Origin of the sequence: Mycolicibacterium pulveris (assembly GCF_010725725.1) — a bacterium.
GTDB classification, from domain to species: Bacteria; Actinomycetota; Actinomycetes; order Mycobacteriales; family Mycobacteriaceae; genus Mycobacterium; species Mycobacterium pulveris.
In genome coordinates, this window is the sequence record NZ_AP022599.1 from 3235758 (window position 1) to 3249200 (window position 13443).

Here is a 13443-nt window from a genome sequence, read left to right on the forward strand (position 1 = left end):
ATAAGGTTGACGTGCCCGGCATCATGAACGCGTGGAGTCGACGCGCGTGGACCGGTGGCTGTGGTCGGTCCGCCTCGCCAAGACCCGACCGGACGCCGCCGCGGCGTGCCGGGGAGGGCGGGTGCGGGTCAACGGTCGGCCCGCGAAGCCGGCCACCCTGGTGTCGCCCGGCGACGAGGTGCGGGCCCGGGTCGGTGAGGTCACGCGCGTCGTGGAGGTGTTGCGCGTCATCCACAAGCGGGTGGGTGCCGCCGACGCGGTGACGTGCTATCTCGACCGAACCCCCAAGCCCCCGCCCGTGCAGGCGGTCCCGGTCGCCGTCCGTGACCGCGGTGCGGGTCGCCCGACCAAGCGGGACCGTCGGATGTTGGACAAGTTGCGCGGCATCCGACCGTGAAAGTCATTGGCCGCCAGTTCGACCCGGAGATCTGGTTCAGTCGCCAGGCGCGGCCAGCTCAAAGTCGGCGAAGTCGAATCCCGGTATCACCACGCAGCTGACGAGCGTCGGCTCGTCGTCGCGGGGCCGGGCCCGCTGCCAGTGGCCGGGTGGCACGACGAACTGCGGTTGTTGGCCCGCCAGGATGTCTGCCCCGAGCAGATGTGTTGTGGCGCTGTCTTGTTGGGCGCCGACCTCGAGAAGTAGCGGGCTGCCGCAGTGGTAGAGCCACAGCTCCGCGCTGCGCACGGTGTGCCACGCCGACTGCTGGCCGGGCATGAGCAGGAACAGGATTGCCGTACCGGCGCTGCGCGGGCCGGTGTAGTCGGGTGGCAGCGCCGATTGCGGCACGGTCAATTCGCTGCGCCAGGTTTCCCGAAACCAGCCGCCCTCGGGGTGGGGGGACAGCTCGAGGCGCCGCGCCCAGTCGGGAAGTTCGGTCATTTCACCACCCGCGCTTTCAGTGTCGGACACTTCACCTTAGAGAGCGGAGCGGCGGGGCACACACCGGATAGGCTCAAGCCATGTCCCGCGTGCGCCCCGGCTGGTTGGTGGCGCTGTGCGCGGCGATCGTCGTGGTGAGTGCCTGGCTGCCGTGGCTGACCACCTCCGCCGATGGCGGCGGGCGCGCCAACGCGATCGGCGGTGTCGTCGTCGGTGAGTTGCCGGTGCCACCGCCCGGATTCGGCGTGGGTCAGTTGATCGTGTTGCTGGGCGCGGCGTTGATCGTCGCGGGTGCGATGGCCGGGCGCGGGCTGTCGGGCCGGCTGGCATCGTCGGCGGCGTTGGCGATTTCGGTGCTCGTGGTGGTGATGACGGTGTGGTACTACCGGCTCTACGTGTACCCGCCGGTGGCCGCGGGCTATGGCTTGTTCGTGGGCGGCGCGGTCGCCGTCGTCGCGGTGATCTTGTCGGTGTGGGCGATGGTGGTCGCCTGGTCGGCGACGAACCGGGCATGACCGGCTTCGTCGAGCCGGTGACGATGAGCGGGCGGCGGTGGGTGAAGCTCGAACCGCTTAGCCGCGAACACATCCCGGAGATCACCGCGGCGGCGGCCGACGGTGAACTGGGCCGGCTGTGGTTCACCGCGGCACCCGCGCCGGAGGCCGTCGCGCAGTGGGTGGACAACAGGCTGGCCGTGCAGTATCCCGACCAGGGCCTGACGTTCGTGGTGCGCCGCCTCGACGGCACGCTCGTGGGCTCGTCGAGCTACATGAGCGTTGACCCGCCCAACCGACGCCTGGAGATCGGCAACACCTGGTATGTCGAGTCCGCGCGCCGCAGCGGCGTCAACTCCGAGACCAAGCTGTTGATGCTCGGCCACGCTTTCGACCGGCTGGGTTGTGTCGCAGTGGAATTCCGCACCCACTTCTTCAACTTTGCCAGCCGCGCCGCGATCGAACGACTGGGCGCCAAGCTCGACGGCGTGTTGCGCAGCCATCAGCTCTCGGCCGACGGCTCACGTCGCGACACGGTCGTGTACTCGATTCTGGACATCGAGTGGCCCGCGGTGCGGTCCAGCCTGAAATTCAGGCTGGACCGCAACGGCTGAGCGGCTACCCGGATTCGACCGTGGTCGCCTCGATCGACTTGGGTGTCGAGCTGTGGGCGACCTCGATCTTGCGCGGCTTGGCCCGTTCGGCCAGCGGGATGGTCACGGACAGCACCCCGTTCTCGTAGGTGGCCGAAATGGCGTCGGTGTCGATACCTTCGCCCAGCGCCAGCTGCCTGCGGTAGGTGCCGAAGAACCTCTCGCTGGTGAGCCATTGCGCGCCGTCCTCGGAGCGGGCGGTGCGGTGCGCAGAGATCGTCAGCATGCCGTTGTCGACGTTGACGTCCACCGAGCCGGGGTCAACACCGGGCAGGTCGGCCGTCAGCAAATAGTGATCGTCGATCTTGCAGAGGTCCATCGGCATGAACCGAGGAGAACGACTTGATCCGGTCTGGCTGGTGAGCAGGCCCCGGGTCAGAGCATCGAGTTCGCTGAACGGATCAAAACGAAGCACAGCAATTCACCTCCTCGTCTCGACAGAGCCCGCCACCCTGGCGGGCGGCTAAATCACTGTGCACCTGCGAGATTAGCACTCTCCAATGGGGAGTGCTAGCCCGTCCCGGGGCGGAATTTTCGGCGCGTCGGCAACCTCGAGAGGCGGCCCCGTCGGCTACGTTCTGAACCGACGAGACCTCAGCGGGCGAGATGGTCGACCACCACGCCCGCCTGTCAGAACTATGCCCTTACCTGGGAAAAGCAAACGTTCGTGTATTGGATAGCCAACCCGGGAATCCGGTACGAATGACCGACCTCTCCAGCGCCCACGGGCTGGCGCACCGCATGGCCGAGTTGGCGCGCGCATCCGCGGCGCCGCGCAGCGTCGCCAACGTACTGTCCGACGTCACCGCGACGGCACGAGAGCTCATCCCGGGCACCGACACGGCGGGCATCCTGCTGGTGGGTCGGGGCGGGAAGTACGAATCGCTGGCGGGCACATCCGAGGTGCCGCATCAACTCGACGAGCTGCAGATGAGGTTCAACGAAGGGCCGTGCGTGCAGGCGGCTGTCGACGACCTCCTCGTGCGCACCGACGACTTCCGGAAGGAAGACCGGTGGCCCAGCTACGCGCCGGCGTGCGTCGCGGTCGGGGTGCTCAGCGGATTGTCGGTGAAGCTGTACACCGCGGAGCGCACGGCGGGTGCCCTGAACCTGTTCAGCTTCACACCGAACGCGTTCGACACCGACGACGAAACGATCGCCGCGATCCTCGCGGCCCACGCCGCGGCGGCGATCCTGGCCAGCCGCCACGGGGAACAGCTGGAGTCGGCGCTGTCGACCAGGGACCGCATCGGCCAGGCCAAGGGCATCATCATGGAGCGCTACGGCGTCGACGACGTGCGGGCGTTCGAGATGCTCAAACAGATCTCGCAGGACAGCAACACCCGGCTGGCCGACGTCGCGCAGCGGGTGATCGACACACGAAACAGCTGATGGGGTGCCCCCGGCAGGATTCGAACCTGACGAGTCATCCCAGTGTGACTAGTTCATCTACATGCGGTTTCTATGCTTCTACCGGCGGTTTCAGCACTTCCACCTACACGGCAGGATATTACACTGTCGGACACTCCCGGACATAGATGTTGTGCAAATCTCGTGCAACAATCAACGCCATGGCGAGGAAGCGACGCGGGTTCGGACGTATCCGTCAGGAACGCTCGGGACGATGGTCGGCTGCATATTCCGGCCCTGACGGCAGGCTGCACCGCGCATCACGAACGTTCGTGAGCGAACATGATGCCGAAGGTTGGCTTGCGGGGGAGCGCCGCAAAATCGACCTCGGGACGTGGGGGGCGGTCGAACGCTCGGACGGGGTAACCCTCAAGGCGTACGCCCAGAAATGGCTGGCTGAACGGCGGGTAAAGGGGCAGCCGCTACGGCCACGAACAAGGGGGCTGTACGAGTCCCTGTTGGAGAGGCTTGTTTATCCCGACCTCGGCCACGTCCGCCTTGCCTCCCTCACCCCCGCACAAATCCGTACGTGGCACTCCAACCTGAGCGACCGGCCCACCCGTAATGCCCACTGTTACGCCTTGCTGCACGCCATCTGTCAAACCGCCGTGGCTGACGAGATCCTAGACGCGAACCCATGCCGAATCCGCTCGGCCATGAGCACGGAACGGAAACGAGACATTGAGGTGTTGACGCCGGCCGAGTTGGACAAGTTGGCGTCGAAAATGCCTGCCCCGCTACGGGCTTCAGTTCTCCTCGCCGCATTTTGCGGATTACGTTATGGGGAGACTTTCGAGCTGCGCAGGCGGAACGTGGCTGCGGATTGTTCCGTTCTGATGATTCGGCGGGGGGTGACGTACCGGTCGGGGGAGTTTCACGTCGGCCCGCCGAAAACGAAAAGCGGCATCCGTGATGTGAGCGTGCCGCCACATCTCCGCCCAATGTTGAAGGCGCACCTACGGAATCATGTCGGTCGGGCAGGTGATTCCCTGCTCTTTCCCGACGCAGACGGGGGGCATTTGCGCGCCGACCGATACCGACCCCATTGGGAGAAGGCCCGTGCGGCCATCGGGAAACCTCACCTGCGGGTCCACGATCTGCGCCACTGCGGTGCTGTGTGGGCTGCCCAATCGGGTGCCACCACGGCTGAACTGATGCACAGGTTGGGGCACGCCACACCACAGATGTCGGCCCGGTATTTGCATGTCGCGGAGGGGCGGGACGCCGAGATCGCCGAACGGTTGTCGAAACTTGCGGAAGGCACCTAACCCGTTCAACAACGCCGAACCACAACTTCCTCGGGTCGGTGGGCTCGCCTACTGCACGAAATACACGAGGCCCTGCCCCGCTACACAAACGGTGTGACCTGCACGAGTAGCCTCGTTCACCCGGTTACGTCGGCATCTGGACCCGAAAGTGCTGGTGCGTCGCGGCATTCAGGGCGTTTTCTGTCCAGGGCACCCTTTACGTTGTTTCTCATGTCCACAAACACCAAGCCCGCGAGGCTCATCACCATTACGCAGGCGGCCGAAATGCTCGCCGTCGATCCCCGAACTATCCGCCGATGGATCGCGCAGGGCCGCCTAAAGGCGCGCCGGATTGGGCCGAAACTCATCCGTGTCGAGTTGGCGTCGGTCGAGGCGATGGGCCAGCCGGTAGGGGGTGGGTCGCGATGAAGAGACGGGTACGCACAGCGCAGGGAAAGGTCATAGTGTGCGAACTCAAGGATGGGCACATAGAGGTGTGGCCGCGGTGGCTCGATCCGATTGAGAACCCCGACCCTGACGTGCCAACTGTCTTGACGTTCGATGAAACAGAAGATCTGTATCAAACCTTGTTTCGCCTGCGCAGAATCGGCAAAGGCGAAGTGACGGAGTAGCTTTCGTCAATGTTGTGATATACTTAACTTGCAAGGGATAGTGAATTCCCTTTTCTCCGTTCAGCAATCTGAAGCTGAACCCCTCTGGAGCAGTAATGGAAAGAACCCTTTTTATGAGGCTGCCTGCGTGGCTTGACGACAAGCTGCGGGAAAACGCCGACAAGCAGGCGACCGACCGGCAAGGCGTCGTGCGCGCACTTCTCGTGGAAAAACTCGGCGCGAAATGAGCGTCAAGACTGGCCGGGTCAACGTGCGCGGCAAAACCATTCCAGTCGGATACCAATGCCCCGATTGCGATAACGACGTGCGCATCGTGCCGATGGGTGAAGGCGTCAGCGTCCTCCAGGTGATCCACGACGACACCTGCCCGTGGTTGGGGAAGCACAAGTGAGCGCTACAGAAACCACATCCGCTACAGAAAACACGCCCGTGACCAGCGGCGTAGCGGACGTAGCGCTTGTAGCGGACATTACGGGGTGTGCCACCCTGGACCAGGTGTCCGCCTTTCTAGGCCGATTCATCGCCTACCCCACAGACTATGCACGCGTGGCTCATGTCCTGTGGATCGCACACACTTACCGCATGGATGCGTGGGACTCCACCCCGCGCCTAGCATTCATGTCTACGGAGAAGGGGTCGGGAAAGACACGCGCACTTGAAGTGACGTATCACCTAGTGTCAGCGGGTCACCACGCGTCGAACGTATCGAACGCGTTCATCCTTGGTGCTATCGCCGATAACCCTTCAACGACAATTCTTCTCGATGAGATCGACACTGTTTACGGGCCTCGGGCGAAGGGCAACGAAGATCTCAGGTCAACTATCAACTCTGGGCATCGCCGTGGCGGTGAGGCCGGCAGAGGATCTTGGGTTGACGGGACGATCAAAGCAACCCGGTTCAGTTCGTATTGCCCTGTAGCCCTCGCGGGTTTGGGCACCCTGCCCGAAACAGTCGCCGACCGCGCAGTGGTAATCCGTATGAAACGGCGCAAGCCCACTGACCACGTTGAGCCCTGGCGAGAACGACTGAACGCGGACGAGGCGAGGGAACTCGCAAAGAAGCTTGAGACCTGGGTAACCAAAGCCCAATTCGACTACCCCGACAACATGCCCGTCACTGACCGCAAGGCCGATGTGTGGGAAGCCCTGGTGATGGTTGCCGACGCAGCGGGTGGGCATTGGCCGACTACGGCGCGACAGGCAGCCGTTGCGATGACTTCCGGCGATGACTCCATGAGCGCGGGTGTTCGGCTTCTGCGCGACCTCCGGGAGGTGTTCGGCGACAAGAGGGAGATGTTCACCGCTGACATCCTTGAGGCGCTGCGCGATCTCCCCGAGTCACCGTGGCGCGACCTCACAGACCGAAAGTTAGCGAAAGCCTTGGGCGACTATGACGTGAAGTCTCGTCAGATACGACGCGGGAAACGTGGATACCACGCATGTGACTTGTCGGACCCGTGGGAGCGGCACCTGCCCCCACACCCCCAAACAAGCGCTACAAGCGCTACAAGCGCTACACCGCAGGTCAGCCCCGGTGAAAACCGTAGCGCTTCGGATAGCAGTAGCGCTTGGATTAGCAGAGGTGAGCAACTCGCCCACAGCGGACGCTACCCCGCACGAGACCACGCGGCGAGCTTCTGACCGTGAAGACATACCGGCTGCACCGCTGCGACCGAAACCACAAGCAGCACGACGCCTTTATGCGCTGCGCGTATCCGAAGGCCGCAATAAGCGGTGAGGGCCAATTCGCGGTCATATCGCGATGCACACGTCCCCATGTCATCACGCTCTACACCAATCCGGCTGCGGCGCAAGAAGACGTGGACGCGCTCGTGTGTGACGGGCTGTGTGTCTTCGATCACGAAGTGGTGCACCTCGACTTGAACCACCAACAGAACTGGAAGCACACCCATGTCTAATTCTGTCTTCAGCGACACTGTGAAGCGCGAAGACATGCGACACCTGGTCGCAGCGTCGACGCACTACCTCGGCCACAACATCTATGCACTCCGCTGCCAGTCAGCAGACGGCGAACTGCGCAACTACCTATTAGATGCGCCATCATTCGAGCACTTGAGAACTATGGTCGAGAGCGCCCTAATAGCAGGTATGGACGATCTCAGTTGATCCAAGCATCGGGCCGAACGGTTCAGCCGTTGATCCAGGTGCCGACGATCTCGAAGCACTCGGGATCCCGACAACGCCACTCGGTGCCAGGAACCGGGTCGCTCGACTGCAATAGCGGCATGTCGTTTCGCCTGGACAGCAGGTCATGCCTATGGCAGACAGGGCACTCTTCTTCGGCGGATTCGGTTTCCACCCAAGTTGATCCAATCATTGGGGGTTAGTTCCTTTCGAACGTACTTTCGGTGATTTCGAGGCTACCGATTTGCCCCGACATGCAGTGGTTTGACACGCAAGAAAAGAGGAATGCCGCGTGAGCCTGCCACGGCCCTGTATCGGCTGTGGAGAGCCAATCCCCAACGGGTCAAGGTGTTCTGACTGCCAGCCCAAACGCATCAAGCCCAGAGGCCACCGAGACGCACGCTGGGACCGACTGTCCAAAAGGCTACGCAAGGCAAGCCCGATGTGCGAGCAGTTAGGTTGCGGCGCAACAACCGACCTCACCGTCGACCACATCATCCCGCTGACAGAGTCACCCGAGCTGGCGCACGAACCCCTCAACTGTCGGGTTTTGTGTCGCAGGCACAACGCGATGCGCCAGGACCACTGCACTGATGAGGAGCGGGAGGCTGTGTTGGCTGCCATCGCTGCCCGCAAGGCACGCCGCGCCCGCATGGCCTGAACCGCATCGCCGCAGGTCACAGCGGTGACGCTGCCAAGGTGCTCCTGCACCGCTCAGCACGTTTCCGCAGGTCACATAGTTGCGGGGATTTCACCCCGTCTGACCTGCGCAAACACAACCGCTACTTGGACGTGGGGGGTGCCCCTGACCTGCGAAAAGGCCGGACACGTTCGCCAAGCGCACTCCCAGGTTAATTGGGTTCCCTACGTGTTGTGACCTGCGGCTTCGGAAATTGACCTGCGGGAATGCCGCCCCTGCTTAAGGAATGGCTTGTGACTGTTCGTGGACCTAAGGGTCCGGTCGATACGTCGCCGCTGCCGTTTCGCAGTAAGGCTGGCGAGTCGGAGACTGACAGGTTCGCCAGGTGGTGCAGGAAGTTCCTGACGGTGCCGAAGGGCAATGGCGTCGGTGCTCCGTTCCGGTTGCGGGACTGGCAGATCCAGATGCTGCGCCCGTTCCTCGACCCCGATCCGCGCCCGGTTGTCGGAGCAATAATGGGGCCCCGGGGCCTTGGCAAGACGGCGCTTTTCGCGGCGCTCGGAGCGTACTCCGCTTTTGAGGGGCCGGATGGCAACGAGATCCCGATTGTTGCCGTGGATGAGCGGATGGCGCTGCGTTTGTTGAAGCCCGCCATGCAGATGGTCGAGTTGAACGAAGAACTCTCGTCGAGAGCTGTCGTTTACCGGGACCGGATCGAGATTACGGGTAAGCGATCGGTCCTGATGGCGCTTCCGGCTGAGGCGAAACGTATTGAGGGTTTGGGTACTTGGACTCTGGCCTTAGCGGACGAGTTGGGCGAGATTGATCCGGATACGTGGTCAACACTGCTGCTAGGTGCTGGGAAGCTCGACGGGGCGATGGCGTTGGGCATCGGAACCCCGCCGAATCGGGAAACGTCTGTTCTGACGGACATTCGGGATGCTGTGCGGGCGAACCCTGACGACAAGACGATGGCTTTTGTCGAGTTTTCGGCTGACGGTTTCCAGCATCATCCGGCGAGCTGTGTCCACTGTCTTGAGGCGGCGAATCCTCAGCTTGACGATCTGTTGAGCAGGGATCGCGCTACAGCGTTGTTGAAGCAGACAACGGAGGGCGAGTACCGGCGGAAACGGCTGTGTCAGGTCGTCACGACGAATGAAGCCCCGTTCGTCCCGGCTGACGTGTGGGACGGGCTAGCGACTGGTGTGGGTATCCCTGACGGTGCTGAGGTGGTTGTCGCGCTTGATGGTTCGCACTCATCCGACACCACGGCGCTGCTAGTCGGGTCTATATGTCCGACCCCGCATTTTGACACCATACGGGTGTGGGCCAATTCCGGTGACTCCGACTGGCGGGTGCCGGTGTTGGAGGTTGAGGACGCGATACGGGACGCCTGTAGGCGATGGAAGGTGAAAGAGGTTGTTGCCGACCCGTTCCGGTGGACCCGCACCTTGCAGGTTTTGCAGCAAGAGGGAATCCCGATCACCGAGTTCCCACATTCGCCTAGTCGCTTGACCGCTGCAACGACGGACCTACATCGGGCAATCGTTAACGAGCAGATCAGTCACAGCGGCGACGAGACTCTCACGCGGCATGTGATGGCTGCGACTGTCATCGAGTCCGATAAGGGTTTGCGGCTGGGGAAGGTCTCTCGTAGTAGGAGTGCCGAAAAGATCGACCTTGCAGCCTGTTTAGTCATGGCGCACTCGCGCGCCACGTGGCTTGCCACCAGACCGAAGAAGAAAGCTAGAGCGTACTCGTTTTGACCCCTGACATTTTGGTCACCCACCTTCAAGCCCTGGACGGACCACAGCACACCTACGCCCAGTTACGCAACTACTACGAGGGTCAGGCACCGCTGTCGTTTCTCAGCGCTGAACAGAAAGTGGCGCTGAAGAACTTTGACCGAGTGAGCGCCAATGTGTGCCGCACCGCCATCCTCAGCATCCAGGAACGCCTCAGAGTGTGCGGGCTAGGTGACGCCTTTGATTTGTACCTTTCCAATAATCTCGATCAGCGCAGCGCCCAGGTCCACCGTGATGCCCTTCTGTACGGTCCCGGCTACGTGTTGTGCTGGACCGATCAGCGGGGTCGGCCCACCGCCACCGTTGAATCACCACAAACCCTTGTGGTGCAGCGTGACCCGATCACTGGTGAACTGGTGTCGGCCTGTAAACGGGTCTACACGAAGACGACGACTGAGGCGTGGCTGTATCTGCCCGATGAGATCCGCCACTACCGCGCCGACAATCCCGGCGCTGCCTCGGCGGGATTCAATCTTGTCGACAGCGTTGAGAATCCGTTGGGCACTCCGCCGGTCGCTGTGATCGGGCATGAGGACGAACCGAGCGCGATAGCTGATCTGGTCAGCGGCCTTCAGGACGGGCTAAATAAGGCTCTACTCGACGGTCTGTGTGCTTCTGAGGCCGCCGCTTTTCCCCGCCGCGCCGTGTCGGGGTTATCGCCCGAGGAACGCCCGGTACTCGATGACGAGGGCAACCCGGTGATCGAGGCTGGCGAACCGGTCGTAGAACTGGTCAACCCGCTATCTGAGGACCGGATGAAGGTATGGCTCGCAGAGTCCCCCGAAACGAAGTTCACCCAGCTTAGCGCCGCCGACCTCGCCGCTTTCGAGGCGTTGGTGAGGGTCATTCTTGCGCAGTGCATGATGGTTACCGGCTTGCCGGCCCACTATTTAGGCCAGTTGACCGCTGCGGCTCAGCCGACGAGCGCCGACGCCTTGCGTGCTTCTGAAGCCGCGCTGGTGGCCCGCTGCGAGGCCTACCAGCTACTCTACGGAACCGGCTGGGAACGGGTAGGGAAACTACTGCTGGCTATCCGTGATGGCGGGGACCCCGAAGAGATCGACGTCAAAGTGTCGTGGAGTCCCGCCGATACCCGCTCCACCGCCCAGGAGGCGGACGCTGTGGTCAAGTTGGTTCAAGCCGACATTCTTCCGGTGACCTACGCGCTGAAAAAGCTGGGCTATTCCGCGGATGAGATCGCAGAGATTCAGACTGCCCGCCGCGACGACATGCAGCTTGGCGAAGACGCCAAAGTCTATTCCTATCTCGGGGCCGTGAGCCGCACGAGAACGTTCGAATCCACCGACGCAGTAAGGTAACCCATTGCCAGACACCACAAATAACGCCCCCATTCAAACGCAGGGCGACGAAACGACGGAGCCCGAGGCGACCACACCCGAGGCGGAACCCATTGCGGCAGAGACGCCATCAGAGTCGAATACGGCTGAATCGCAGGATGATACGGCGTTCTCTCGTGAATACGTCGAGAAGCTTCGTAAAGAGTCCGCCGGATACCGTGACCGAGCCAAGAGCGCCGAGACCCGCGTAGACGAGTTATCCCGCCAACTGTTCACAGCCAAAGTCGCCGCAACCGGGAAGCTGGCCGACGCCACCGATCTCGAATACAACCCCGAATTACTTGATGATGACGATGCCCTTTCGGCGGCGATAGATGCGCTGACCGAATCTAAACCTCATCTCAAGGCCCGCAAGGTGACCGGTGATGTGGGACAAGGTGATCGGGGCAAGCCCGAGGAAGCCTTTTCGTTACTCAAAGCCCTAAAGGGTCTGTGAGATAATAGATTCAGGAAGTCCGGTACTTCCGCGATCTTTCCGGCCTGACGCCGATCCCATTCCTAAGCCTGACGCTTAGATCCACTTTCGTTAATTCATAAGGATATTCATTCATGGCCATTGAGGTCACTTCTGGCAACACTACGTTGCTTCAATCCCAGGTTGCGAATCTTCTGGTACAGCCGCTGGAACAAATGTCGACGTTCCTTGCTGCCGGCCCGCAGATTTTCGACACCAATCAGCAGTTGCGCATCCCGCGTATCGCCTCGGGTGTGACCGCGGGCTTCGTCGGCGAAGGCGCACAAATCTCTGACGGTGATGTGTCTTTCGATGAGGTCACGCTGCTGCCGTCCACGCTCAAGAGCTTGAAGGTGCTTGTCAGGTTCTCCAATGAGATGGCCCGACAGAGCGTTGTGGCGCTTGAGGCCACGCTGCGGACCCGGCTTGTCACTGATGTTGCCAACGCACTGGATGCCGCCCTGTGGGACGGTGCTGGCACGTCCAACACCATTAAGGGCATTTTGCGGGCTAGCGGCATCGCCACCGGCACGCTCGATCTGGCTGATGCAGATTCGTTGATCGACGGCATGGCTACTGCGCAGGGCAACCACGTCACCCCGACACATTGGGTGATGACCTCTGCCAGCTTTGCCGCCTTGCGCAAGCTGAAGATCGCCGTACCCGACGAGACCAACGGCGTCGCCACCTACAGTCAATACCTGTTTGACCCCAGCGGCATTCAGAACGGCACCGCGTTCCAACTGTTCGGCCTGCCTGTCATCATCACCGACAACATTCCCGCCGTATCGACGAAGAACCGTGTGGCCCTGGTAGACATGTCCAAGGTGGCGGTGGCCCGCGACGTGGACGCCGAAGTCAAGATTCTCGACCAGACGTGGGGCGACTACGATTCCATCGGTATCCGTGTCGTGACCCGCTATGACGTGGCGCTTCTGCAAGACGAGGCCGTCACGCTGCTGACCGAGGCCTAAGAATGGCTGCCCCAACGTATTCCGATCTAGGGGCACTGCTGGGGACTCCCGTTACTGCCGAACAGGGTGGAGCAGCCCTGTCGGTGGTGACGGCGATGGCCAGCGCATACACGCGCGGGCACGGTTTCGAAGACGGCATACCAAACACTGATATTGAAGCTGTCATAAAGACCGCAGCCTGCCGCTTGCTGTCCAACCCCAGCGGGCTTTTGCGGGATGAAACCCACGGCCCCGAATCGGTTTCGTACCGTTCATCGTTTACGGGATGGTCGGTGGCGGAGCGAATCGTCCTAGACCGGTACCGGGTGAAAGCCCTGTGATCGCGCAGGTTCATAGCGTCGAACGCGACCAGTTCGGGGATCCCATCGAAACACCGCAAGGGACAATAGATGTCATCCCCGGCGGTTTATCCGTGGCCCCATTGCTGGATGCAGTGACAGTCACCTCGGGCCAGATCGGCATCCGGCGCGGCACAACCTCAACCGGCCATGAGCTTGAAGAGGGCGACAAAATCACGCTCCCCACTGGGTACAGGTATGCGTTGCAGGGTCCTCCGTTATGGGATTACCCGTCGAACCTCACCGGCACCGAGTTCGCGTACCGGTGGTGGCGGGTCGCGCAGTCCAATTAGCCGCCGAAAACGTAAGGGATACAGCACCTATGCCTAGAAAAATGCCCAAGCCGCTCGACCCGCGCAAACTGCGGGAAGCCGCCAAGGACGCCTTCGGCCCTCCCAAGGCTGGCAGGAACA

16 protein-coding genes are annotated in these 13443 nt (G+C 62.0%); 14 read left to right on the plus strand and 2 right to left on the minus strand.

All coding sequences use genetic code 11. The features are described 5' to 3' along the window. Positions 1-31 precede the first annotated feature (31 nt). The gene (locus G6N28_RS15715; RefSeq protein ID WP_163901773.1) at positions 32-397 is read left to right on the plus strand and encodes an Hsp15 family ribosome-associated heat shock protein; all 366 of its coding nucleotides are present in this window, start codon (positions 32-34) and stop codon (positions 395-397) included. Positions 398-433: 36 nt separating this feature from the next. Here the strand turns inward: G6N28_RS15715 and G6N28_RS15720 are convergent, their stop codons facing one another. Beyond that, positions 434-880, minus strand: a complete 447-nt coding sequence (locus G6N28_RS15720; protein ID WP_163901775.1) for a cupin domain-containing protein — start codon at positions 878-880, stop codon at positions 434-436. Positions 881-960: 80 nt separating this feature from the next. Here G6N28_RS15720 and G6N28_RS15725 point away from each other — a divergent pair, with 80 nt between their 5' ends. Further along, positions 961-1395: a hypothetical protein gene (locus tag G6N28_RS15725; protein ID WP_163901777.1), complete on the plus strand. Its 435-nt coding sequence runs from the start codon at positions 961-963 to the stop codon at positions 1393-1395. Continuing rightward, a complete protein-coding gene (locus tag G6N28_RS15730) occupies positions 1392-1988 on the plus strand; it encodes a GNAT family N-acetyltransferase (RefSeq protein ID WP_163906299.1) in 597 nt (198 codons plus the stop codon). The genes G6N28_RS15725 and G6N28_RS15730 overlap by 4 nt, the downstream gene beginning before the upstream one ends. A gap of 4 nt (positions 1989-1992) precedes the next feature. On the opposite strand, the gene G6N28_RS15735 is transcribed toward G6N28_RS15730, so the two are convergent. Next, the gene (locus tag G6N28_RS15735) at positions 1993-2442 is read right to left on the minus strand and encodes an Hsp20/alpha crystallin family protein (RefSeq protein ID WP_163901779.1); all 450 of its coding nucleotides are present in this window, start codon (positions 2440-2442) and stop codon (positions 1993-1995) included. A 287-nt stretch (positions 2443-2729) separates the two neighbouring features. Between G6N28_RS15735 and G6N28_RS15740 the strand changes: the two genes are divergently transcribed. The 11 genes from G6N28_RS15740 to G6N28_RS15790 all read left to right on the plus strand — a co-directional run bounded on the left by G6N28_RS15740 (position 2730) and on the right by G6N28_RS15790 (position 13323). Further along, positions 2730-3419 (plus strand): GAF and ANTAR domain-containing protein, encoded by a 690-nt coding sequence (locus G6N28_RS15740; RefSeq protein ID WP_163901781.1) that lies wholly within the window; start codon positions 2730-2732, stop codon positions 3417-3419. A gap of 290 nt (positions 3420-3709) precedes the next feature. After that, a complete protein-coding gene (locus G6N28_RS15745; RefSeq protein ID WP_235674585.1) occupies positions 3710-4705 on the plus strand; it encodes a tyrosine-type recombinase/integrase in 996 nt (331 codons plus the stop codon). A gap of 210 nt (positions 4706-4915) precedes the next feature. Further along, the gene (locus tag G6N28_RS15750) at positions 4916-5113 is read left to right on the plus strand and encodes a helix-turn-helix domain-containing protein (protein WP_163901785.1); all 198 of its coding nucleotides are present in this window, start codon (positions 4916-4918) and stop codon (positions 5111-5113) included. 426 nt (positions 5114-5539) lie between these two features. Next, positions 5540-5707 carry a hypothetical protein gene (locus tag G6N28_RS15755; protein ID WP_163901787.1) on the plus strand — a complete coding sequence of 56 codons (168 nt, stop codon included), beginning with the start codon at positions 5540-5542 and terminating at the stop codon, positions 5705-5707. 191 nt (positions 5708-5898) lie between these two features. Next, positions 5899-6957: a DUF3631 domain-containing protein gene (locus tag G6N28_RS15760; RefSeq protein WP_197745789.1), complete on the plus strand. Its 1059-nt coding sequence runs from the start codon at positions 5899-5901 to the stop codon at positions 6955-6957. A 946-nt stretch (positions 6958-7903) separates the two neighbouring features. After that, complete coding sequence (locus G6N28_RS27450; protein WP_163901789.1) at positions 7904-8122, plus strand: HNH endonuclease; 219 nt, start codon at positions 7904-7906, stop codon at positions 8120-8122. Positions 8123-8394: 272 nt separating this feature from the next. Continuing rightward, entirely contained in the window at positions 8395-9867 is a 1473-nt protein-coding gene (locus G6N28_RS15770; protein ID WP_308207209.1) for a terminase TerL endonuclease subunit, read from the plus strand. Beyond that, positions 9864-11225 (plus strand): phage portal protein, encoded by a 1362-nt coding sequence (locus G6N28_RS15775; RefSeq protein WP_163901793.1) that lies wholly within the window; start codon positions 9864-9866, stop codon positions 11223-11225. Before G6N28_RS15770 ends, G6N28_RS15775 begins: the two co-directional genes overlap by 4 nt. A gap of 4 nt (positions 11226-11229) precedes the next feature. Further along, a complete protein-coding gene (locus G6N28_RS15780; protein WP_163901795.1) occupies positions 11230-11700 on the plus strand; it encodes a hypothetical protein in 471 nt (156 codons plus the stop codon). Between the two features lie 113 nt (positions 11701-11813). Continuing rightward, complete coding sequence (locus tag G6N28_RS15785; protein WP_163901797.1) at positions 11814-12692, plus strand: phage major capsid protein; 879 nt, start codon at positions 11814-11816, stop codon at positions 12690-12692. 316 nt (positions 12693-13008) lie between these two features. Further along, the gene (locus tag G6N28_RS15790) at positions 13009-13323 is read left to right on the plus strand and encodes a hypothetical protein (protein ID WP_163901799.1); all 315 of its coding nucleotides are present in this window, start codon (positions 13009-13011) and stop codon (positions 13321-13323) included. The last annotated feature ends 120 nt before the right edge of the window (positions 13324-13443 follow it).